The sequence below is a fragment of the Streptococcus mitis genome, from assembly GCF_002096845.1.
GTDB lineage: Bacteria > Bacillota > Bacilli > Lactobacillales > Streptococcaceae > Streptococcus > Streptococcus mitis_A.
The window spans coordinates 9,446-29,358 of sequence record NZ_NCVK01000004.1 but is presented as its reverse complement, the minus strand read 5'-3'; the positions used below and the strand labels follow the sequence as shown (position 1 = coordinate 29,358).

The window sequence follows — 19,913 nt, the reverse complement described above, 5'->3', positions numbered from 1 at the left end:
AAATCTGTCTTTTCCCTCTTTTATGATATAATAGAAACATGAAATTAAAAACTACTTTGGGCCTCCTAGCTGGGCGTTCTTCTCACTTCATCTTGAGCCGTCTTGGCCGTGGAAGTACGCTTCCAGGAAAACTTGCCCTTCAATTTGATAAAGATCTTTTACAAAACCTAGCTAAGAACTACGAGATTGTCGTGGTCACTGGAACCAATGGAAAAACCTTGACAACTGCCCTCACTGTCGGCATTTTAAAAGAGGTTTATGGTCAAGTTCTGACCAACCCAAGCGGTGCCAACATGATTACAGGAATTGCGACAACCTTCTTAACAGCCAAATCTTCTAAAACTGGGAAAAATATTGCCGTTCTCGAAATTGACGAAGCCAGTCTATCTCGTATCTGTGACTATATCCAGCCAAGCCTATTTGTTATCACTAATATCTTCCGTGACCAGATGGACCGCTATGGTGAGATTTACACAACTTACAAGATGATTTTGGATGCCATTCGTAAAGTGCCTACTGCCACTGTTCTCCTTAATGGAGACAGTCCACTTTTCTACAAGCCAGCTATTCCAAATCCTGTACAGTATTTTGGTTTTGACTTGAAGAAAGGTCCAGCCCAGCTGGCTCACTATAATACCGAAGGAATCCTCTGCCCTGACTGTCAAGGCATCCTCAAATATGAGCATAATACTTATGCAAATTTGGGTGCCTATATCTGTGAAGGCTGCGGATGTAAACGTCCTGATCTCGACTATCGCTTGACAGAATTGGTTGAGTTAACCAACAATCGCTCTCGCTTTGTCATTGACGGACAAGAATACGGTATTCAAATCGGTGGTCTCTACAATATCTACAACGCCCTAGCAGCGGTTGCCATCGCCCGTTTCCTTGGTGCAGATTCACAACTAATCAAGCAAGGATTTGATAATAGCCGTGCAGTCTTTGGACGCCAAGAAACCTTCCATATCGGTGACAAGGAATGCACGCTCGTCTTGATTAAAAATCCAGTCGGTGCAACTCAAGCTATCGAAATGATTAAACTAGCACCTTATCCATTTAGTCTATCTGTTCTCCTAAATGCCAACTATGCAGATGGAATTGATACCAGCTGGATCTGGGATGCTGATTTTGAACAAATCACTGACATGGACATCCCTGAAATCAACGCTGGCGGTGTTCGTCATTCTGAAATCGCACGTCGCCTCCGAGTGACAGGCTATCCAGCTGAGAAAATCACTGAAACAAGTAGTCTGGAACAAGTTCTTAAGACAATTGAGAATCAAGACTGCAAGCATGCCTATATCCTGGCTACCTATACTGCTATGCTGGAATTCCGCGAACTGCTGGCTAGTCGTCAGATTGTTAGAAAGGAGATGAACTAATGGTTTATACTTCACTTTCCTCAAAAGCTGGCAATTACCCCTATCAGCTCAACATTGCCCACCTCTACGGAAATCTCATGAATACCTACGGGGACAATGGAAACATTCTCATGCTCAAGTATGTAGCTGAAAAACTGGGAGCCCATGTGACGGTTGACATCGTTTCTCTCCATGATGACTTTGACGAAAATCACTACGACATCGCCTTTTTCGGTGGCGGCCAAGACTTTGAACAAAGCATCATTGCAGACGACTTACCTGCTAAAAAAGAGAGCATTGACAACTACATCCAAAACGACGGTGTGGTTCTGGCTATCTGCGGTGGTTTCCAACTATTGGGTCAATATTATGTTGAAGCTTCAGGCAAACGCATCGAAGGGCTAGGGGTCATGGGCCACTACACCCTCAACCAGACCAATAACCGTTTTATCGGTGACATCAAGATTCACAATGAAGATTTCGATGAAACCTACTATGGCTTTGAAAATCACCAGGGCCGTACTTTCCTCTCGGATGACCAAAAACCGCTGGGACAGGTTGTCTATGGAAATGGAAATAACGAAGAAAAGGTTGGCGAAGGAGTGCATTATAAAAATGTTTTCGGTTCTTACTTCCACGGGCCTATCCTCTCTCGTAATGCCAATCTGGCTTATCGCCTAGTCACTATTGCCCTCAAGAAGAAATATGGTCAGGATATCCAACTCCCTGCTTATGAGGACATTCTCAGCCAAGAAATCGCTGAGGAATACAGCGACGTCAAAAGCAAAGCTGACTTTTCTTAAACAAAGTGAAATTATATCAAAAGAACTCCGTTATCTTGTCGGAGTTCTTTTTGTCTTTTCTTTTACCCTTCTCCCTTGCATTTTCTCTCATTTTTTGCCAAAATAGAGGAGTAGAAAGAAGGTAGCATATGTCTAAATTACAACAAATCGTAACATATCTTGAATCAGAAAAACTAGACGTCGCTGTCGTATCTGACCCCGTCACAATTAATTACCTCACTGGCTTTTACAGTGATCCCCATGAACGCCAAATGTTCCTTTTTATCCTAGCGGATCAAGAACCCCTCCTCTTTGTCCCAGCCCTTGAAGTTGAGCGTGCTACTAGCACTGTTTCCTTCCCAGTTGTGGGCTATGTGGATTCTGAAAATCCATGGCAAAAAATGAAACATGCTCTTCCACAACTTGACTTCAAACGTGTAGCTGTTGAGTTTGACAATCTCATCTTGACCAAATACCATGGCTTGAAAACCGTTTTTGAGACTGCTGAGTTTGAAAACCTCACTCCTCGTATCCAACGCATGCGCCTCATCAAATCAGCTGATGAAGTGCAAAAAATGATGGTTGCAGGTCTCTATGCGGACAAGGCTGTTAATGTTGGTTTTGATAATATTTCTCTTGATAAGACAGAGACAGATATCATCGCTCAAATCGACTTTGCCATGAAACATGAAGGCTATGAAATGAGTTTTGATACCATGGTCTTGACTGGTGATAATGCTGCAAATCCACACGGTATTCCAGCAGCTAATAAGGTTGAAAATGATGCTCTTCTCCTCTTTGACCTGGGTGTTCTGGTCAACGGCTATGCTTCAGATATGACTCGTACAGTCGCTGTCGGTAAACCTGAGCAATTCAAGAAAGACATTTACAACTTGACTCTTGAAGCCCAACAAGCTGCTCTTGACTTTATCAAGCCGGGTGTGACTGCCCATGAAGTGGACCGCGCTGCCCGTGAAGTCATCGAAAAAGCTGGTTACGGCGAGTACTTCAACCACCGTCTCGGTCACGGTATCGGTATGGATGTCCACGAATTCCCATCTATCATGGAAGGAAACGACATGGTCATCGAAGAAGGCATGTGCTTCTCTGTTGAACCAGGTATCTATATCCCGGGTAAAGTCGGTGTCCGTATCGAAGACTGCGGTGTTGTTACCAAGGATGGCTTCGACCTCTTTACAAGCACCAGCAAAGACTTGCTTTATTTTGATTAATATTTTTCGAAAATCTTCCCACAATAAAACGCATAGTATCAAGCTTTCAACACCTGATACTATGCGTTTTTCTTATTCGAAAGACTTTTTACTCAGCCTCTTTATACTTGCAAACCAGGAAGCTAGCCGCAGGTTGCTCAAAACACTGTTTTGAGGTTGCAGATGGAAGCTGACGTGGTTTGAAGAGATTTTCGAAGAGTATTACTTAATCTTCTTGATACTTTGACTAAGGATAAATCCTACAATCATCCCTACCATATTTTGCATGAAATTTGGTAAAATTTCTGGTAGGGCTGCTGCCCAGCCATTCATCAATGTAGAACCCAAGGCGTAACCCCCTACCATGGCAATCGTTGCTAAGATAAGGCCTAGCCACTGAGTTTTGCCTTTAAATCCTGCGAAAAATCCCTGCAAGCCATGGTTGAGCAAGCTAAAGAACATCCACTGAGGATAGCCTGATAAGAGATCAATCAAGAAACCGGCTAATCCTCCAACGACGGCTCCCTCTTTACTGCCAAAGTAAAAGGCCGCAAAGAAGACACCCGCATCTAAAAGAGTTAGAATGCCTGTCGGTGTTGGGATTTTCAAGAAATAACCTAGAACCACAGAAAGGGCGGTTAAGAGGGATACAAGGGCGATTTTAGTTGTTTTGGTTTGCTTCATATTGTCTTACTCCATATTGATCTGCTTGTGCAATGGCACGGTAAACGAAAGCCTTCGAGCTTTCTACTGCTGGTAAAAGTTCATCACCTTTAACCAAGCGACTGGCAATGCTTGATGCAAAGGTACAACCTGCACCAGCATTTTGGCCTTGGATGACAGGATTTTCTAGGACTGTAAAGGTTTGTCCGTCATAAAAGACATCTACAGCCTTGTCCTGACTAAGGCGATTGCCTCCCTTGATAATGACTGCTGGCGCGCCTAAGTCATGCAATTTCTGCGCTGCAACTTTCATGTCTTCCAAGGTTTTGATTTCCTGACCAGCTAATAATTCTGCTTCAGGAAGATTAGGCGTAATCACACTGACATGAGGGAAAAAGCGAATCAACTCTTGGCAGAGTTCACTGACAGCCACGTCGTGCGTTTCCTTGCAAACCAAGACAGGGTCCAATACTACAGGCACACCTGGGCGCTGTTTGATAAAGTCTAATGCTTTCTCAGCCACACTGACAGTTGGTAGAAGACCAATCTTAATTCCCCCAAACTCCACATCTCTCAAACTATCTAATTCATGTTGAAAAATGGTATTGTCAGTTTGAAAGACTTCAAATCCTTTTTCTGTTAAGGCTGTCAAACAAGTTACTGCTACAAAGCCATGCAAGCCGTTCAAGGTATAGGTAGCCAAATCAGCTGACAAACCACCACCACTAAAAATATCATTTCCTGAAAGTGCTAAAATACGATTATTCTTCATAACGAATCTCCTTTAAATACAAGCCATTTGGTGCTGCTGTTGGACCTGCAAGTTGCCTGTCCTTTTTCTCCAAGATGAGATCAATCTGCTCTACTGGCATGCGATTATTGCCGATTTTGAGCAGCGTCCCCACCATATTGCGAATCTGTTTATACAAGAAACCATTTCCTGAAAAGGTAAAGGTCAAAAATTGTCCTGTCTCATCAACCCTGAGACTAGCTTCTGTGATGGTGCGAACCTTGTCTTCAACACTAGTTCCAGAGGCTGTAAAGCCTGTGAAATCGTGGGTGCCCTCTAGCTTTTTGACAGCTTCCTGCATCCGCTCCACATCAAGCGGATAAGGAAAGTGAGTAGCATAGTGACGACGCATGGGATTTTTAGGACGGCCCCTATCCACGATAAACTCATAGGTCTTGCTGTGCTTGGCATAACGACAATGAAAATCATCCGCCACAAGCTCAATCGAAATCACATCAATATCTTCAGGGGACTGGGTATCCAGAGCAAAGCGAAGTTTTTCCTCATCCATTTGATAGGGCAAGTCAAAATGAAGCACCTGTCCCAGAGCATGAACTCCACTATCAGTCCTACCAGCACCGTGAGCAGTGATGGCTTGCCCCTTATTCAATCTAGTCAAGGTTTTTTCAATTTCTTCCTGAACGCTCCGTGCATGAGGCTGGCGCTGAAAGCCAGCAAAGGCATAACCGTCATAGGAGATAGTTGCTTTGTATCTTGTCATAACTTCTATTTTATCAAGAAATTAATCCAATAACAAGCTAGAAAATTCATAACTATCTGGGTACAAAACTTAAAAAAGAAAAACTTAGGAATCAATCCTAAGCTCTCTTTTGAAGTAGGTACATGACAAAGATAGAGGTTACAATCAACCATGATCCTAAAATGGTGAAGACCAACATTCCATTGTGAGTTAGTAACCCAATCGTACCTAGAACGAATGGGGTCGTAAAGGCTCCGAAACTACAGCCTAAAACTGCAAATGAAGTTGCTTGATTAAGGAGTTTAGCTGGAATTCTTTCAGAGACAAGCTGAAAGACCGTCGTCAAGGCTACACTGTAGGCAAAACCAGCCAGAATGCTTCCTGCTACTACCACCCACAAGGATGGAGACAGGGCAATCACGATTTGCCCTAATCCGAAGGTAATACCCGACCAGAGGAGCAGTTTCTCTTTAAAGATAGAAATCAAGAAAGAAAAACTCACACCAGCCACAATACCGATCAACTGCATGACACTAAGGACAAAACTAGATAACTGGGCATCTCCAAGTCCTCTTTCCACCATCAAACTTGGAATACGAATAGTAATAGCCGTATTGGTACAAACTACAACTGCCGCTTCAATAGCTAGGGTAAAAATTAAGCCTTTCATTTCTCGAGTTAAACGACTTGCTTCCTTCGTTTTTTTCTTGACTTCTTTCTTTTCTTTTCCATAAGGGACAAAGAGCAAATAAAGGGTCAACACCAAAAATCCAGCACTATAAGCTAAGAAAGTAGCTGTCCAACCAAAGGCCAATAACTGGCCGACTGCCAAGGTGATGAGAGAAGCCCCAACAACCTCTGCAGAACCGCGTAGCCCTAACATCTGAATTCGCATTTTTCCTTGATAGCGTTCACTGATAATGGAAATGGCCTTGGCATTGATCATCCCAACACCCAAACCAAAAAGAATCCTTGTTCCAAAGACAAAGGGATATGCTTGATACCAAAAGGGTGCTGTTCCACTCAGTGATAAAATCAGCAATCCCAAACTAATCTGTAAACGCTCAGGGAATATTTTTTCTAAAAAACCATTTAGTAGTAACATAATCATGATCCCAAAAGATGGCAAGCTCGCCAAGAGCTCAATTTGTTCCTTAGGATAGCCTTGATAATAGTCAAACATGGCTGGTAGGGCACTTGAGATGGAAAAGGAGGTAATCAAAACGAGGGAGAGAGCCAAAATACTGGCCCGTTCTAAAAATTGTTTCATAAAATCTCTTTCTATATTTCTCTTAATCTTCTACTTTTTTGATAGTTATCAAACAAGCAAGAAAAGAAGAAGCCTCTTTGGTGTATAGACTCCTTCTTAAACTCGAAAATGAATCCCTTGTGTCTTAGGATGACTTTCTCTTGATTTGCTTAATAAAGTAGAAGATAAATCCTGCTACCATATAGGCAACAAAGATAATCAGACACCACTTGAACACGACATCCCAACCCTTGTTCACATTCAAAAAGAAGTAAGGGAAAGGACTAACCTTAGAATTAGGAATGTCTAGTTTCAGTACCAAGCCATTAAAAAGAGCAAAAATCATATATAGCAAGGGTAAAATCGTCCACACGATTGGATCCCAAATCTTGTATTGACCCTGTTTGTCAAAAAAGAGGGTATCCGCTAAAAACCAAAGGGGGACGATATAGTGGCAAAGGAAATTTTCTAGAGTATAGAAATTAGTCGCAATGGGTGCTAAAAGGAAATGGTAAATCACACAGGTAATCATGATACTCATGGTGACCCCACCTTTTAGCCGCAAGAGGCTTGAACTTTGCCAGTTTTCACCTAAACGGCTCATAACCTTTAGGAGATAGAGCGTAAAAATCGCTACTAACAGATTTGACAGAACCGTATAATAGAGAAGCATCCCAAATCCGCCATGCTTGGCGATTTCAAGATAAACTCCCGTAAAAGCCGCTAGAAACAAGAAGATACGGCTATAAAATACAAATTTATAGTGCTTTGACATGCTTAAATTTTCTTCACAAACTCTGATTTAAGTTTCATAGCACCAAAGCCATCGATTTTACAGTCGATATTGTGGTCGCCTTCTACGATGCGGATATTTTTCACGCGCGTCCCTTGTTTCAAATCTTTTGGCGCACCTTTTACTTTCAAGTCCTTGATGAGAGTTACTGTATCACCGTCAGCCAATTTATTTCCGTTGGCATCGATAGCAACAAGGCCTTCTTCTACTTCTGCAACTTCAGCAGGATTCCACTCATGAGCACACTCTGGGCAAACCAGTAGGGCACCGTCTTCGTAGACATACTCTGAGTTACATTTTGGGCAATTTGGTAAGTTGTTCATAGTTTCTCCTTATCATCATTCACTATTCTTTGAAAATCAAAATTTCTCGAACAGCAACTATTATACCCTAAAATCAGCATTTTGACAAATTTAGAAAAAAACCGATATCAATCTATCGGCTTTTCTATATTTACATTCTTTTTTCAGCTTCTGCTTTGATTTTTTCAACTACTTCTTGAATGTTCAAACCTGTTGTATCAAGGTAAACTGCATCCTCTGCTTGTTTGAGTGGAGAAGTCTCACGATGACTATCCTTGTAGTCACGCGCAGCAATTTCCTCTTTTAGGGTTTCAAGGTCTGTTTCAATTCCCTTGGCAATATTTTCCTTGTAACGGCGTTCTGCTCGTTCATCTACCGAAGCTACTAGGAAAATTTTCATTTCTGCTTGTGGTAATACAACCGTTCCAATATCACGACCATCCATGACAATTCCACCTTGCTGGGCAATCTCTTGTTGGAGAGAAACTAGTTTCTCACGCACTTCAGGAATTGCCGCAATGGCTGAAACATGATTGGTCACTTCATTCTCACGAATGGGATGGGTAATATCCACATCTCCTACAAAGACAAGCTGTTCTCCAGTTTCTGAGCGCCCAAAACTGATTGGATGCTGGTCCAATAAGGCTAGAAGTGCTTCAACTTCTTCTACTCCTAACTGGTTCTTGAGAGCCATATAGGTAGCTGCACGATACATAGCACCTGTATCTAGGTAGGTGTATCCAAAATCCTTGGCAATGATCTTTGCGACCGTACTCTTACCACTTGAAGCAGGGCCGTCAATAGCAATTTGAATTGTTTTCATATCAACTCCTATTTTATTTTGACAACATCACCTGGATTAGCAAACCAAGATCCTGTAGCCATATGCCCAGGATTTAAGGCCTCTAACTGAGCAATCGAAATCCCAGCGCGAGCTGCAATGGCTGCTTCTCCTTCTCCAGCTAAGACTTTTGTCGTCCCTTCTGGATCTGTAGCTTCCTCCGAGTGTTCAGAAGAAGATTCTGAACTCTGTTCAGGCTGGAAACTACTAGATGATGAAATCTGTACTACATTTGCATCAGAATCATGAAAATCTTTCAAGGCCGCTGTGCGATTACTCCCACCTGATGAAAGATAGATGAGAACAATGATCATTACGACTACAATCACAAAGAAAATACTAGCTAAAATAGTCAAGATACGATTCGCTATAACTCCACCACCCTGTGATCGCGAACGACGGTCTGATCTTGTTTCTTCTTGATTTTCATAAATATCTTCTTCCCACGGTTCTTTTGCCATACCTTACTCCTTGTTTTTTTTTACTTTTCTTATTACAATATAAATATGAAAATCACACTTATACCTGAACGATGTATCGCCTGTGGGCTTTGCCAAACTTATTCTGATTTATTTGATTACCACGATAATGGAATCGTGCGTTTTTACGATGACCCTGACCAACTGGAAAAAGAAATTTCTCCTAGTCAGGATGTCTTAGAGGCTGTTAAAAATTGCCCAACTCGCGCCCTAATTGGAAACCAGGAAGCCTAAATCAATGGCGATAACCCACTCCCTCTAGTTTAGCACATTTCCATGTAAAATTATAGTCTTTTCACTTTATTTTTTTCTGTAAAATCAGGAAGGTCGCTTTTTTCTTTGATGAGATAAAGTGGTCTTTTTTTAGTCTCTAGATAGATCTTACTAATATACTTTCCGAGAATCCCAATGGTCAAAAGTTGAATGCCTCCAAGAAAGAGAATAACAGCCATCAGAGATGTCCAACCAGATGTCGGATTGCTCAAAATGAGAGTCCGAACCACAACAAAAAAGGTCATAAGCAGAGAAATGAAACAAGATAGAAGACCTGAAACAAAAGCTATAATCAAGGGAAAGTCTGAAAAATTGACAATACCCTCAATGGAGTAGAAAAAGAGTTGCCTAAAACTCCAACTGGTCTTGCCAGCCTGCCTTTCGACATTTGGATAGTCCAGATAGTGGGTTTTAAAACCCACCCAGGCAAAGAGCCCCTTTGAAAAACGATTGGACTCGGTCAAAGCTAAAATGGCATCGACCACAGACCTTCTCATCATGCGAAAATCACGGACACCTGACGGCAAGGCTACTGGACTAATTTTTTGCATAAGGCGGTAAAAGATATCAGCACAGAAACTACGAAAGAAGGGTTCTCCCTCCCGACTGGTTCTCCGTGTTCCTACGCAGTCCAAATCTGCATTCTGGTCTAGTAAATTTTTCATCTCAAGCAACATACTAGGAGGATCCTGGAGGTCTGCATCCATCACCACCACCAAATCTCCTGTCGCATATTGCAAGCCTGCATAGAGGGCTGCTTCTTTGCCAAAATTTCGCGAGAAAGAAATATAATGAACTGCCGGATTTTGCTCTCGATAGGCCTTTAAGAGTTCCAAGGTCCCATCACTCGATCCATCATCGACAAAGACATACTCGAGTTTTGCTCCCAAGTCAGGAATTAAGGATTCCAAAGCCTGATAAAAAAGAGGAAGTACTTCCTCTTCGTTTAAACAGGGGACAATGATTGATATCACCATCTTAGTCTTCGAATCCATTTGGATGCTTGCTTTGCCAACGCCATGCGTCTTCACACATTTGGGTGATGTCGAGTTCTGCTTCCCAACCGAGTTCTGCTTTGGCTTTTGCAGGATCTGAATAGCAGGCTGCGATATCACCTGGGCGACGTTCTACAATGCGGTAAGGAATAGGACGTCCCACTGCTTTTTCCATGTTTTGGATAATTTCAAGAACTGAGTAGCCTTTACCTGTTCCAAGGTTATAAATGTTTAGGCCTGAACCTTTTTGGATTTTTTGTAGAGCTGCAACGTGACCTTTAGCCAAATCAACAACGTGGATATAGTCACGAACACCAGTTCCGTCTTCCGTATCGTAATCGTCTCCAAACACTTGCACCTGCTCTAATTTTCCAACGGCTACTTGAGTCACATATGGCAAGAGGTTATTTGGAATACCGTTTGGATTTTCTCCCAAATCACCACTCTCATGGGCTCCGATTGGGTTAAAGTAACGAAGCAAGACCACATTCCATTCTGAGTCTGCTTTGTAAATATCGGTCAAAATTTCCTCAAGCATAAGCTTAGTGCGACCATATGGATTGGTCACTGAAAGTGGGAAATCTTCCAAGATGGGTACTGTGTGCGGATCTCCGTAAACTGTAGCAGAAGAACTGAAAATGATGTTTTTACAGTTGGCTTCTTCCATAGCTTTCAAAAGGCTAACAGTCCCAGCTATATTGTTGTCATAGTAGGCAAGAGGGATACGAGTAGATTCACCGACAGCCTTCAAACCAGCAAAGTGAATGACCCCTGTTGGTTCTTCTTGTTTGAAAATGTAACGAAGAGTATCTGTATCACGGATATCAGCCTCATAGAAAGGCACTTCAACTCCTGTAATTCTCTCAACAACTTCTAAACTTTTACGGTTGCTGTTAACAAGGTTATCCACCACAACAACCTGATGACCTGCTTGGATTAACTCAATAACAGTGTGGGTTCCGATAAAACCTGCTCCACCCGTTACTAAAATCTTTTCTTGCATCTTCTTTCCTCGATTCTCGGATTATTTTTTCTTATTTTACCATTTTTGATAGGGAATGTCATTTGCCATCCTAGAGGGGAGACTAAAATTTCAGTAAAATGCTTATTCATTTTTTACTCGTTTGACATAGTTTTCAATTGGGTAGTTTAGAGGGTCCAAGGTCAACTCCTTGCCTTGGATCAGTTGAGCTAGATGGTAGCCAATGATAGGACCAGTTGTGAGGCCTGATGAACCTAGTCCACTGGCTGCATAGACACCTGCCAATTCTGGCACCTGCCCAAAGAAAGGAGAGAAATCACGGGTGTAGGCACGGATTCCCACACGCTCAGTTCTTGAAGTCGCTTTAGATAAAACTGGATAATGATGCAAGGCCACCTCCTCCATTTGCTGGAGCAAGGTTTCATCTACCGTCAAATCAAATCCCATGTCATTTTCATGAGTAGCGCCTAGGGATAATTTCCCACCTGCAAAAGGAATCAAATCCCACTCCCCTTCTGGCATAACCACAGGGTAAGCTTCCATGTCTTGGGCCAGCTGATAATCTCGGAGTTGTCCTTTTTGAGGACGGACATCCACAGCATAACCCAAGGGTTCTAACATATCCCCCAACCAAGCTCCCGTCGCCAAAATAACCTGATCAAACACCTCTTCGTCAATCTGGTAACCTGATGCTAAAGGTGTCAGAGTCACTTTTTCTTTGACCAGCTTGACCTGACTGGCTTCTAGCAAACGAGTCACTAAGAGTTGACCATCTACTCTCGCTCCACCAGAAGCATAGAGTAGGCGGTCAAATTCCTGTAAGCTAGGGAATAATTCATTAGCTGATGCTTGGTCCAGAATGGCTAATTGCCCTATCAAAGGAGATTCTTCTCTACGCTGGAGGGCTAGTTGATAGAGTTCTTCCAACTTAGTTTCATCCTTTTTCAGGAGAAAGACTCCCGAACGCTGGTAAAAATCAATTTCTTGCCCTAACTTTTCTAAATCAGTTAATAAATCCACATAAAAGTCAGCCCCCAAGCGCGCCATTTTGTACCAGGCCTTATTGCGGCGTTTGGAAAACCAAGGACTGATAATTCCTGCTGCGGCCTTGGTAGCTTGACCTTGTCCATGGTCAAAAACGGTCACCTCTAGGTCACTTTCTTTAGAGAGGTAGTAGGCAGCTGTTGCACCTACAATCCCTGCTCCGATAATGGCAACTTTTTTCATTGTTTTCACTTTCTAACTAGATATGGTGGAAAGGATTGGTCGATGCTTGACTAGGTACAATATCGATAGTCCAGCCTTTTTCCTCTTTCCACTGATTAAGGAGCTCTGCAATTTTTTCCACAAAAAGCACTTCGATATAGTGGCCTGGGTCCAACGCCAACAAGCCATCAGACAACATATCCTGGGCAGTGTGGTAGTAGATGTCACCAGTGATATAAACATCTGCCCCCTTTGCCAAAGCATCCTTATAGAAAGACTGCCCGCTACCACCACAGATGGCCACTCTTGAAATAGGCTTCTGCAAGTCATTCTCTTGATAATGCACCGTTCGAAGGCTATCTAGGCCAAAGACTTGCTTGACATGTTGGGCCATTTCCCCAAATGTCTGAGGCTGAACATTCCCAATACGTCCAATTCCACGTTCAGGACCTGTCTCCTGTAGATAAGTCGTCTCCTCGATTCCTAGCATCTGGCAGAACCAGTCATTGAGGCCATTTTCAACGATGTCAATATTGGTATGGCTGACATAAACTGCAATGTCATGCTTGATGAGATCAATGTAAATCTGATTTTGCGGACGGCTAGCTACCAAATCCTTGATGGGACGGAAAATCAGTGCGTGCTTGACAATAATCAAATCCACACCCTTTTCAATGGCTTCAGCCACCGTTTCTTCACGAATATCGAGAGCAATCATGACTCTTTGGATATCCTTGTCCAAAGTGCCAATTTGCAAGCCGCGACTGTCTCCTTCCATAGAAAATTCCTGAGGGCAAAAAGCTTCATACGCTTTAATCACTTCACTTGCTAACATGGAGCACCTCCTTGATGGCTTGAATTTTATCTGCTAGAACTTGACGTTCCTCCAGATTTTTTTCTGGGACTTGTCCGAGGGCAAACTCTAGCTTAACAGCTTCTTTTTGCCATTTTTGGACAAAGACTGGGCTGACTTCTTTGGACAAAAAAGGACCAAAGCGGACATCGCTGGCTGATAACTTCATTTGTCCAGCTTCCACCACCAAAATCTCGTAAAACTTGCCAGCTTCTTCTAAGATGCTTTCGGCTACAATCTGAAAACCGTAGTCCTGCAACCAGATACGCAAGTCGTCTTCACGATTATTGGGCTGGAGAATCAAACGCTCTACATTAGCTAACTTGTCCAAGCCTTCTTCTAAAATCCTAGCAATCAAACGACCACCCATACCAGCAATGGTGATGACCGATACTTGATCTGCCTCTTCAAAAGCTGCTAATCCATTTGCTAAACGGACTTGGATTTTCTCCTTTAGGCCGTGCGCCTCAACATTTTTGACTGCAGATTGGTAGGGACCTTCCACAACCTCACCTGCAATGGCGCTTTCGATCTGTCCTCTTTCAATCAACTCGATAGGCAGATAAGCATGGTCACTCCCCACATCTAGTAAAATGGTTCCCTGTGGCACAAAGGAAGCTACCAATTCTAATCTCTTTGAAATCATCTTCTCTCACTTTCCAAAACTCTATTCCCTCTTATTATACCACATTTCAGCTAGCTATCTTGCAGCTAAAAAAGACCACAATCCACAGATTGCAGTCTGTCTTTATTTTCTAGCTTGATAGCGACTGGTCAGGATGAAAATTACCGTAAAGACCAACATCATAACACCATAAACAGGTAGCGTTTGTCCTGTCAAGGTCGAAATTTCAAGTAGTTTTTGAATCCTTGGGAAGAGAGCTGTAGCTAGGAAGCCTCCTACTGACCAGACAATCAAGAGGACACGCCAAAGCGTGAATGGCATGCAGGCTCTAAATACGGATAAGAAACCAATTGACCCCAAGAGATAATAGAGGAGGGTTGAGATTTCTATTTCAGACCAGCCTTGGCTAACCCCAAAGATTTTGACAAATAGAACGCTGAAGACGACCATAAGAGCACTTGGTAGGGCACGAAGCATGGATTTTCTGAGGAAGTTTGGTTCAACAGGTTTGATATTTCGCTCAAAAGTTAGAACAAATGGTGGGAAACCTTCCACGAACTGGTCAATCATGGTAATTTGAATCGGAATGAAAGGAAAAATCAAAATCCATTCAGACCGACCTAGTAAAGCACTGGCAATACAGATGACTGCTAAGAGGAAGGAATAGATGGTTTTTATCAAGAAAATCGGTGCAATATGGGCAATGTTATTGACCACACGACGACCTTCAAAGAGAATCTCAGGAACATCATTAAAGTCAGAGTTCAAGAGAACCAGATTGGCAATCTGACGAGTCGCTGGATCCCCTTCCGCCATTACGATGGAACAATCCGCCTCACGAAGGGCCAGAATATCATTTACCCCGTCCCCTGTCATAGCTGTTGTATGCCCTGCTTTTTTCAGCGTTTGAATGATGAGTTTCTTTTGATGAGGGGAAACACGTCCGAAAATAGCTGTCTCTTCAGCCATAGCAATCAATTCTTCATCAGTGATTTTTGAACAATCTATATAGCTATGGTAGTCCACAAAACCAGCCTTCTGGGCAATGCTGGACACCGTAACTGGATTGTCACCAGAGATAATCTTAAGACCCACTTCCTGAGAACGGAGATAGTCCAGCGTCTCTGCTGCTCCTTCTCGTATCGGATCCAAGATTTCCAGCAAGGCCAGAGCCTGAATATCAGAAGGTTTCTGTGGTTTATGATGGTCCAGTTTTTCCTGACTGAAAGCCAAGACCAAGACACGTGAACCTCTCTCCAAGGCCTCTCTGGCTTCAGGGACCTCAGAGTCCAGCAACATCTCAGGCGCCCCTAAGAAAACTGTTCCCAAACCTTCTAACTCCATGGCTCCCCACTTGCGGTCGCTTGAGAAGGGGAGATTGGAAAGCATAGGATAGGCTACTTGACCTTGGAATCGCTGGCGAATAGCTTGAGCTGTTGGATTTTTATCCTCACTATGGGCCATATAGCTGGCCAAGATGCTGGCAATCACTTGCTCACCATATTCTTGGGTCAGTGGAAGAACAGCCTCCACCTGCATCTTTCCTTGGGTGATGGTGCCCGTCTTGTCCAGACAGAGCATGTCCACGCGCGCCAAGGTCTCAACAGAATACATCTCCTGCACCAAGACCTTTTTCAAACCAAGCTTAATCACCGCAGTCAAGAGCGAAGTAATGGTCAAAAGGGCGATTCCCTTGGGCAACATTCCTAAAAGAGCTGTCGACGAATTTACAACGGATGACTTAAGAGGCAAGCCTTTTAAAATCAAAGCTTCTAGCAAGAGAGCCAGACCAAAAGGAATGATAATCTTCCCAGTAAAACCTGCTAGCTTGTCCAGCGATTTCATGATACGAGAGTTGATCGGTTTAACGGTCTTGGCTTCCAGCATGAGTTTGGCAGCATAGTTGTCTGCACCGACATGGTGAACTTGAGCTAAAACTGACCCACTAGCTAGGAAACTTCCTGACAAAAGCAAGGCATCCACTTCCTTTTTCACCAAATCACTTTCCCCCGTCAACATGGCTTCATTGACTTCCGCAAAGCCTTCCAAAGCCAAGGCATCACTGGGAATCTGCTCTCCGGCAGACAGACGAATGACATCTCCTAGCACCAATTCTTCAGGATTCAGAGCCACTTCTTGGCCATCACGAATAGTCTTGACCTTTTCCTTGGTCATGAGATTAAGCTTGTCCACCATGTGTTTAGCCCGCAGCTCGGTCACAATCCCAGAAAAAGCGTTAAAGCAGATAACAGCGAAGAAGACCAGATTGCTCCAAGCCTGCACAAAGGCAAGGGCCAAAGCAATGGCAAAGTTCAAAGCGTTAAAAAGGGTAAAGACATTTCGTTTAACGATTTGCCAAGTGCTGGTACTGGCCGATGCAGTAAAATCATTGACCAAGCCCTTAGCCTGTCTTTCCTCGACTTCTCTTTGGGTTAATCCCATAATCTTATTTTTATCCATAAACTCTATCATATCATTTTTTCTAAAAGAATTCTAATCTCATCCCAAATATACACCTAGTTAAGGGAAAAGTTTGCCAGCCCTCCTTTGATAAGGTATAATAATAACAAGAAAATAATCGAAGGAGACCGCATGTTTTATACTTATTTACGTGGATTGGTTGTCTTGCTCCTATGGTCCATCAATGGCAATGCCCACTATCATAATACTGATAAAATTCCTAATCAAGATGAAAATTATATTCTGGTTGCACCTCACCGCACCTGGTGGGATCCTGTTTACATGGCCTTTGCGACCAAACCAAAACAGTTTATCTTTATGGCCAAAAAAGAACTCTTTGCCAACCGTATATTTGGTTGGTGGATTCGTATGTGTGGTGCCTTTCCCATCGACCGGGAAAATCCTAGCGCCTCAGCCATCAAATACCCTATCAATGTTCTTAAAAAAAGTGATCGCTCTCTCATCATGTTTCCAAGTGGTAGCCGTCACTCAAACGATGTCAAGGGTGGCGTAGCTCTAATTGCCAAAATGGCCAAGGTTCGTATCATGCCGGTTACCTATACAGGTCCTATGACCTTAAAAGGCTTGGTTAGCCGCGAACGTGTCGATATGAACTTTGGAAATCCAATCGATATCTCAGATATCAAGAAAATGAATGATGAAGGCATTGAAACAGTCGCCAATCGTATCCAAACAGAATTCCAACGTTTGGACCAAGAAACGAAACAATGGCACAACGATAAAAAACCAAATCCACTCTGGTGGTTTATCCGCATTCCTGCCCTCATCCTTGCGATTATCCTCGCTATCCTAACTATCATCTTTAGCTTTATCGCAAGCTTCGTATGGAATCCAGATAAAAAGAGAGAAAAACTTGGTTAAATAAATACAACAATCCCTTGGCAAAAGCCAAGGGATAAATCTTTTATTCGATTTTCCATTTTTGGGCCAACCAGCTGGAAAAGGCTAGAAATCGCTCATCCACTTGTTCATGGTGTCCATAAGAATCAAAGACAAACTGACCGTTCGGATAGCGTTTCTGAAGACTGGTATGAATCTGCTCAGCATAGGTTGGTGCTTGAGCCAAGCGATTAGTATGGTGTGCTCCTTCTGATTGACCATTCTGTAAATACAGCAAACAGTCTAGATTTTTCACTGTCTCTGCCTTGCAGTAAGTCACAAAATCAGGATACCAAAAGGAACCGCAGATCGAAAAGACACAGGAAACCTTGTCAAAGCTGAAAAGACTGTATACTGCCGCCAAACCACCTAGTGAATAACCTCCATAAGCAAGGCGATTTTCATCCAGTCGATAAAGCGACTGCAACTTGTCTAAAAGACCTCCAAATAAATGATCATGATAGACATTGGCCTGACCTCCAAAATCTGAAAATCCATCTCTCAGAGCCGATGTCACCCAGGGAGTGTAGTCATCTAAGCGATTTTTAGAGGTCAAGCCCACTAAAATCACAGATTCGGAAAGGGACGATAGGAAATCCAAGTTTCCATCATTCAATAAAATAGCCGGATAAGTTTGATTGGGGTCGTAGTTAGAAGGAAGGCTGATTTTGACTTGAATTCCTTCCCAATCAAACTCATTATTTATTGATAAAGTCATTGATTTTCTCAAGGGAATCAATCACTGCTGGACCATAATCCATCAACTCATCGTAAGAAATAGTCATGATTTTTTGATTCTTAATAGCAGGAACGCTTTCCAAAACAGCATTTGCCTTCATCAACTCTACTGCTTTTTCATCCAATTTTTTATTGCGGTCGCTGGTTACATAGATAATCAATTCAGGATCCATTGACACGAGGTTTTCCAAGGTCAAGCCCGATGTCCCCGTAGCAACGTTTGTATAACCAAGTTGGTTCAGCAAACTTTCTTGCAAAGCAGACTTGTAGGCACCAAAGGTTTCATCATTATAAGCAACCATAATCAAAGCCTTTTTCTTTTCACCTTGGCTTGCTGGGTTTGCTTTCTTAACAGCGTCAATTTTAGTTTGTAATTGGGTCGCGTATTCATTAGCCTTGTCCTGAACATTAAAAATCATTCCAAGATTTTTGACATCTTCTACGATATTCCCCAAATCTTGCTGAATCGTTGAGAGAGAGGCTTTTTGTGTATAAACTGGGATTTTATTTTCATTCCAAGTGCTAACTGTCCCCAAGGATTTTTCAGAAAACATCATGTTTCGACCCATCACAGCGTCTGGCTCATAAGAAAGGACTGTCTCTTGTGAGACTGTTTTTTTATCCCCAATTTGAGGAATAGTCGCAATCGCGTCCTTGTATTTGTCCATCACAGCATTGTCTGGATTGAGCATGCCAACAATTTTATCCTTCAACCCCAACTCCAATAAGATTTCAGTGGTTGAAAGATTGTTGGTGATAACTTTTTCAGGTGCCTTGTCAAAAACTTGTTCGACTTCATTTCCCTTAGCATCATAAGTTTTGATAGTTAGCGGATAAGTCGTCTCTGCGTTAGCCTTTTGACTTGTTGCTGCGCTTGATTGTGTGGTAGCTTTTTCTGTAGTAGTGTTACCACAAGCTGCCAAAGTTAAGGTAGCTACTGTTACCAGTAAAATGCTTAGTGTTTTTTTCATCTTATTTTCCTTTTCATTTTTATAAATAGTGAATCATGGCTTGCTGATCCTCGGTCCAAGTCACCTGACTTTGAACTCCGTATACAGTTTGCAATGAATCAGGGGTGACGGTCTCCTTTGGAGTCCCTTGGTAAAGGATTTCTCCCTCTTTCATTAGATAGAGATAATCCGAATAGCGACAAGCAAGTTGAATATCATGCAGAACAGCTAGAACATTGACCTTGAGCTCCTTCACAATGGCCAACAAGTCTAACTGATACTTGATATCCAGGTGATTGGTTGGTTCGTCTAGGAGTAAGAGAGTCGGTTCTTGCGCTAAGGCACGGGCTAGTAAGACCCGCTGTTTCTCTCCCCCTGACAGAGACGAATAGAGACGAGTTTTCTTCTCAAGCATATCCACCTTAACGAGGGCATCTTGAACGAGAGCGTAATCCCTTTCCTTTTCCTTCTGTAAAAAAGAGAGATGGGGAGTTCTTCCCAGCAAGACGATTTCCTCAACTGTACAATCAAACTGCAATTGATTAAACTGGGTAACGACCGCCATTTGCTTGGCTGTTTCTTTGAGCCTCCATTGTTCCAGAGGCTTTCCATCTAGGCTTATCAAACCTTTGTCTGCCTTTTCCTGACGATAGAGGAGTTTAAGCGAGTCCACTGAAAAAATAGGTCTCTTACTTTTAATAAAGTGAAAACCGAGGAATCGCTCATTAATTTGAGCGAATTCCTCGGTTATTTTGTGTTT

At 42.7% G+C, this 19,913-nt stretch carries 22 protein-coding genes; 5 read left to right on the top strand and 17 right to left on the bottom strand.

Features of this window, described 5'->3' with window-relative positions; genetic code table 11:
- Positions 1-38 precede the first annotated feature (38 nt).
- The 3 genes from murT (at position 39) to B7695_RS01230 (ending at position 3,375) form a co-directional block, all read left to right on the top strand.
- Positions 39-1,382 (top strand): lipid II isoglutaminyl synthase subunit MurT, encoded by a 1,344-nt coding sequence (murT, locus tag B7695_RS01240; protein ID WP_084889395.1) that lies wholly within the window; start codon positions 39-41, stop codon positions 1,380-1,382.
- On the top strand, positions 1,382-2,164 hold the full coding sequence (gatD, locus tag B7695_RS01235; protein WP_084889394.1) for a lipid II isoglutaminyl synthase subunit GatD: 783 nt from the start codon (positions 1,382-1,384) through the stop codon (positions 2,162-2,164). The genes murT and gatD overlap by 1 nt, the downstream gene beginning before the upstream one ends.
- Before the next feature lie 128 nt (positions 2,165-2,292).
- Complete coding sequence (locus B7695_RS01230) at positions 2,293-3,375, top strand: M24 family metallopeptidase (RefSeq protein WP_084889393.1); 1,083 nt, start codon at positions 2,293-2,295, stop codon at positions 3,373-3,375.
- A gap of 201 nt (positions 3,376-3,576) precedes the next feature.
- Here the strand turns inward: B7695_RS01230 and B7695_RS01220 are convergent, their stop codons facing one another.
- From B7695_RS01220 to B7695_RS01185, 8 genes are all read right to left on the bottom strand, one after another.
- Complete coding sequence (locus B7695_RS01220; RefSeq protein WP_084889392.1) at positions 3,577-4,038, bottom strand: ECF transporter S component; 462 nt, start codon at positions 4,036-4,038, stop codon at positions 3,577-3,579.
- Positions 4,016-4,789 carry a bifunctional hydroxymethylpyrimidine kinase/phosphomethylpyrimidine kinase gene (locus B7695_RS01215; RefSeq protein WP_084889391.1) on the bottom strand — a complete coding sequence of 258 codons (774 nt, stop codon included), beginning with the start codon at positions 4,787-4,789 and terminating at the stop codon, positions 4,016-4,018. Before B7695_RS01215 ends, B7695_RS01220 begins: the two co-directional genes overlap by 23 nt.
- Positions 4,779-5,528 (bottom strand): tRNA pseudouridine(38-40) synthase TruA, encoded by a 750-nt coding sequence (gene truA, locus B7695_RS01210; RefSeq protein WP_084889390.1) that lies wholly within the window; start codon positions 5,526-5,528, stop codon positions 4,779-4,781. Before truA ends, B7695_RS01215 begins: the two co-directional genes overlap by 11 nt.
- Positions 5,529-5,625: 97 nt before the next feature.
- Positions 5,626-6,777 carry an MFS transporter gene (locus B7695_RS01205; protein ID WP_084889389.1) on the bottom strand — a complete coding sequence of 384 codons (1,152 nt, stop codon included), beginning with the start codon at positions 6,775-6,777 and terminating at the stop codon, positions 5,626-5,628.
- A 124-nt stretch (positions 6,778-6,901) separates the two neighbouring features.
- A complete protein-coding gene (locus B7695_RS01200; protein ID WP_084889388.1) occupies positions 6,902-7,531 on the bottom strand; it encodes a Pr6Pr family membrane protein in 630 nt (209 codons plus the stop codon).
- A gap of 2 nt (positions 7,532-7,533) precedes the next feature.
- Positions 7,534-7,872 carry a zinc ribbon domain-containing protein YjdM gene (locus B7695_RS01195; protein ID WP_001061590.1) on the bottom strand — a complete coding sequence of 113 codons (339 nt, stop codon included), beginning with the start codon at positions 7,870-7,872 and terminating at the stop codon, positions 7,534-7,536.
- Positions 7,873-8,002: 130 nt separating this feature from the next.
- Positions 8,003-8,674, bottom strand: coding sequence for a (d)CMP kinase (cmk, locus tag B7695_RS01190; protein WP_084889387.1), 672 nt, complete (start codon positions 8,672-8,674; stop codon positions 8,003-8,005).
- 8 nt (positions 8,675-8,682) lie between these two features.
- Positions 8,683-9,153: an SAG1386/EF1546 family surface-associated protein gene (locus tag B7695_RS01185; protein ID WP_192855703.1), complete on the bottom strand. Its 471-nt coding sequence runs from the start codon at positions 9,151-9,153 to the stop codon at positions 8,683-8,685.
- A 45-nt stretch (positions 9,154-9,198) separates the two neighbouring features.
- On the opposite strand from B7695_RS01185, the gene B7695_RS01180 reads away from it, so the two are divergent.
- Positions 9,199-9,405, top strand: a complete 207-nt coding sequence (locus tag B7695_RS01180) for a ferredoxin (RefSeq protein WP_000705155.1) — start codon at positions 9,199-9,201, stop codon at positions 9,403-9,405.
- A gap of 50 nt (positions 9,406-9,455) precedes the next feature.
- Here the strand turns inward: B7695_RS01180 and B7695_RS01175 are convergent, their stop codons facing one another.
- The 6 genes from B7695_RS01175 to B7695_RS01150 all read right to left on the bottom strand — a co-directional run bounded on the left by B7695_RS01175 (position 9,456) and on the right by B7695_RS01150 (position 16,565).
- A complete protein-coding gene (locus B7695_RS01175) occupies positions 9,456-10,421 on the bottom strand; it encodes a glycosyltransferase family 2 protein (RefSeq protein WP_084889385.1) in 966 nt (321 codons plus the stop codon).
- A 1-nt stretch (position 10,422) separates the two neighbouring features.
- On the bottom strand, positions 10,423-11,442 hold the full coding sequence (gene galE / locus B7695_RS01170; protein WP_084889384.1) for a UDP-glucose 4-epimerase GalE: 1,020 nt from the start codon (positions 11,440-11,442) through the stop codon (positions 10,423-10,425).
- Positions 11,443-11,544: 102 nt separating this feature from the next.
- On the bottom strand, positions 11,545-12,648 hold the full coding sequence (locus B7695_RS01165) for an NAD(P)/FAD-dependent oxidoreductase (RefSeq protein ID WP_084889383.1): 1,104 nt from the start codon (positions 12,646-12,648) through the stop codon (positions 11,545-11,547).
- A gap of 16 nt (positions 12,649-12,664) precedes the next feature.
- On the bottom strand, positions 12,665-13,462 hold the full coding sequence (locus tag B7695_RS01160) for a Nif3-like dinuclear metal center hexameric protein (protein ID WP_084889382.1): 798 nt from the start codon (positions 13,460-13,462) through the stop codon (positions 12,665-12,667).
- Positions 13,449-14,126 carry a tRNA (adenine(22)-N(1))-methyltransferase gene (locus B7695_RS01155; RefSeq protein WP_084889381.1) on the bottom strand — a complete coding sequence of 226 codons (678 nt, stop codon included), beginning with the start codon at positions 14,124-14,126 and terminating at the stop codon, positions 13,449-13,451. Before B7695_RS01155 ends, B7695_RS01160 begins: the two co-directional genes overlap by 14 nt.
- A gap of 102 nt (positions 14,127-14,228) precedes the next feature.
- Positions 14,229-16,565 carry a cation-translocating P-type ATPase gene (locus B7695_RS01150; RefSeq protein WP_084889423.1) on the bottom strand — a complete coding sequence of 779 codons (2,337 nt, stop codon included), beginning with the start codon at positions 16,563-16,565 and terminating at the stop codon, positions 14,229-14,231.
- Positions 16,566-16,697: 132 nt separating this feature from the next.
- On the opposite strand from B7695_RS01150, the gene B7695_RS01145 reads away from it, so the two are divergent.
- Positions 16,698-17,447, top strand: a complete 750-nt coding sequence (locus B7695_RS01145) for a lysophospholipid acyltransferase family protein (protein ID WP_084889380.1) — start codon at positions 16,698-16,700, stop codon at positions 17,445-17,447.
- A 43-nt stretch (positions 17,448-17,490) separates the two neighbouring features.
- Here the strand turns inward: B7695_RS01145 and B7695_RS01140 are convergent, their stop codons facing one another.
- The 3 genes from B7695_RS01140 to B7695_RS11030 form a co-directional block, all read right to left on the bottom strand.
- Positions 17,491-18,183 carry an alpha/beta hydrolase-fold protein gene (locus tag B7695_RS01140; RefSeq protein WP_084889379.1) on the bottom strand — a complete coding sequence of 231 codons (693 nt, stop codon included), beginning with the start codon at positions 18,181-18,183 and terminating at the stop codon, positions 17,491-17,493.
- Positions 18,164-19,174, bottom strand: coding sequence for an ABC transporter substrate-binding protein (locus B7695_RS01135; protein ID WP_084889378.1), 1,011 nt, complete (start codon positions 19,172-19,174; stop codon positions 18,164-18,166). Before B7695_RS01135 ends, B7695_RS01140 begins: the two co-directional genes overlap by 20 nt.
- A 19-nt stretch (positions 19,175-19,193) precedes the next feature.
- On the bottom strand, positions 19,194-19,913 hold a 720-nt coding region (locus B7695_RS11030), incomplete at its 5' end, for an ABC transporter ATP-binding protein (protein ID WP_419991784.1).

What these genes read in the sequence shown, in the direction of transcription:
- B7695_RS01140 (WP_084889379.1), bottom strand. Translation starts at nt 18,183, where the DNA reads ATGACTTTATCAATAAATAATGAGTTTGATTGGGAAGGAATTCAAGTC.
- B7695_RS01185 (WP_192855703.1), bottom strand. Translation starts at nt 9,153, where the DNA reads ATGGCAAAAGAACCGTGGGAAGAAGATATTTATGAAAATCAAGAAGAA.
- B7695_RS01150 (WP_084889423.1), bottom strand. Translation starts at nt 16,565, where the DNA reads ATGGATAAAAATAAGATTATGGGATTAACCCAAAGAGAAGTCGAGGAA.
- B7695_RS01220 (WP_084889392.1), bottom strand. Translation starts at nt 4,038, where the DNA reads ATGAAGCAAACCAAAACAACTAAAATCGCCCTTGTATCCCTCTTAACC.
- B7695_RS01205 (WP_084889389.1), bottom strand. Translation starts at nt 6,777, where the DNA reads ATGAAACAATTTTTAGAACGGGCCAGTATTTTGGCTCTCTCCCTCGTT.
- B7695_RS01200 (WP_084889388.1), bottom strand. Translation starts at nt 7,531, where the DNA reads ATGTCAAAGCACTATAAATTTGTATTTTATAGCCGTATCTTCTTGTTT.
- B7695_RS01215 (WP_084889391.1), bottom strand. Translation starts at nt 4,789, where the DNA reads ATGAAGAATAATCGTATTTTAGCACTTTCAGGAAATGATATTTTTAGT.
- gatD (WP_084889394.1), top strand. Translation starts at nt 1,382, where the DNA reads ATGGTTTATACTTCACTTTCCTCAAAAGCTGGCAATTACCCCTATCAG.
- B7695_RS01230 (WP_084889393.1), top strand. Translation starts at nt 2,293, where the DNA reads ATGTCTAAATTACAACAAATCGTAACATATCTTGAATCAGAAAAACTA.
- galE (WP_084889384.1), bottom strand. Translation starts at nt 11,442, where the DNA reads ATGCAAGAAAAGATTTTAGTAACGGGTGGAGCAGGTTTTATCGGAACC.
- B7695_RS01165 (WP_084889383.1), bottom strand. Translation starts at nt 12,648, where the DNA reads ATGAAAAAAGTTGCCATTATCGGAGCAGGGATTGTAGGTGCAACAGCT.
- B7695_RS01160 (WP_084889382.1), bottom strand. Translation starts at nt 13,462, where the DNA reads ATGTTAGCAAGTGAAGTGATTAAAGCGTATGAAGCTTTTTGCCCTCAG.
- B7695_RS01135 (WP_084889378.1), bottom strand. Translation starts at nt 19,174, where the DNA reads ATGAAAAAAACACTAAGCATTTTACTGGTAACAGTAGCTACCTTAACT.
- B7695_RS01155 (WP_084889381.1), bottom strand. Translation starts at nt 14,126, where the DNA reads ATGATTTCAAAGAGATTAGAATTGGTAGCTTCCTTTGTGCCACAGGGA.
- truA (WP_084889390.1), bottom strand. Translation starts at nt 5,528, where the DNA reads ATGACAAGATACAAAGCAACTATCTCCTATGACGGTTATGCCTTTGCT.
- B7695_RS01145 (WP_084889380.1), top strand. Translation starts at nt 16,698, where the DNA reads ATGTTTTATACTTATTTACGTGGATTGGTTGTCTTGCTCCTATGGTCC.
- B7695_RS01175 (WP_084889385.1), bottom strand. Translation starts at nt 10,421, where the DNA reads ATGGTGATATCAATCATTGTCCCCTGTTTAAACGAAGAGGAAGTACTT.
- cmk (WP_084889387.1), bottom strand. Translation starts at nt 8,674, where the DNA reads ATGAAAACAATTCAAATTGCTATTGACGGCCCTGCTTCAAGTGGTAAG.
- B7695_RS01180 (WP_000705155.1), top strand. Translation starts at nt 9,199, where the DNA reads ATGAAAATCACACTTATACCTGAACGATGTATCGCCTGTGGGCTTTGC.
- B7695_RS01195 (WP_001061590.1), bottom strand. Translation starts at nt 7,872, where the DNA reads ATGAACAACTTACCAAATTGCCCAAAATGTAACTCAGAGTATGTCTAC.
- murT (WP_084889395.1), top strand. Translation starts at nt 39, where the DNA reads ATGAAATTAAAAACTACTTTGGGCCTCCTAGCTGGGCGTTCTTCTCAC.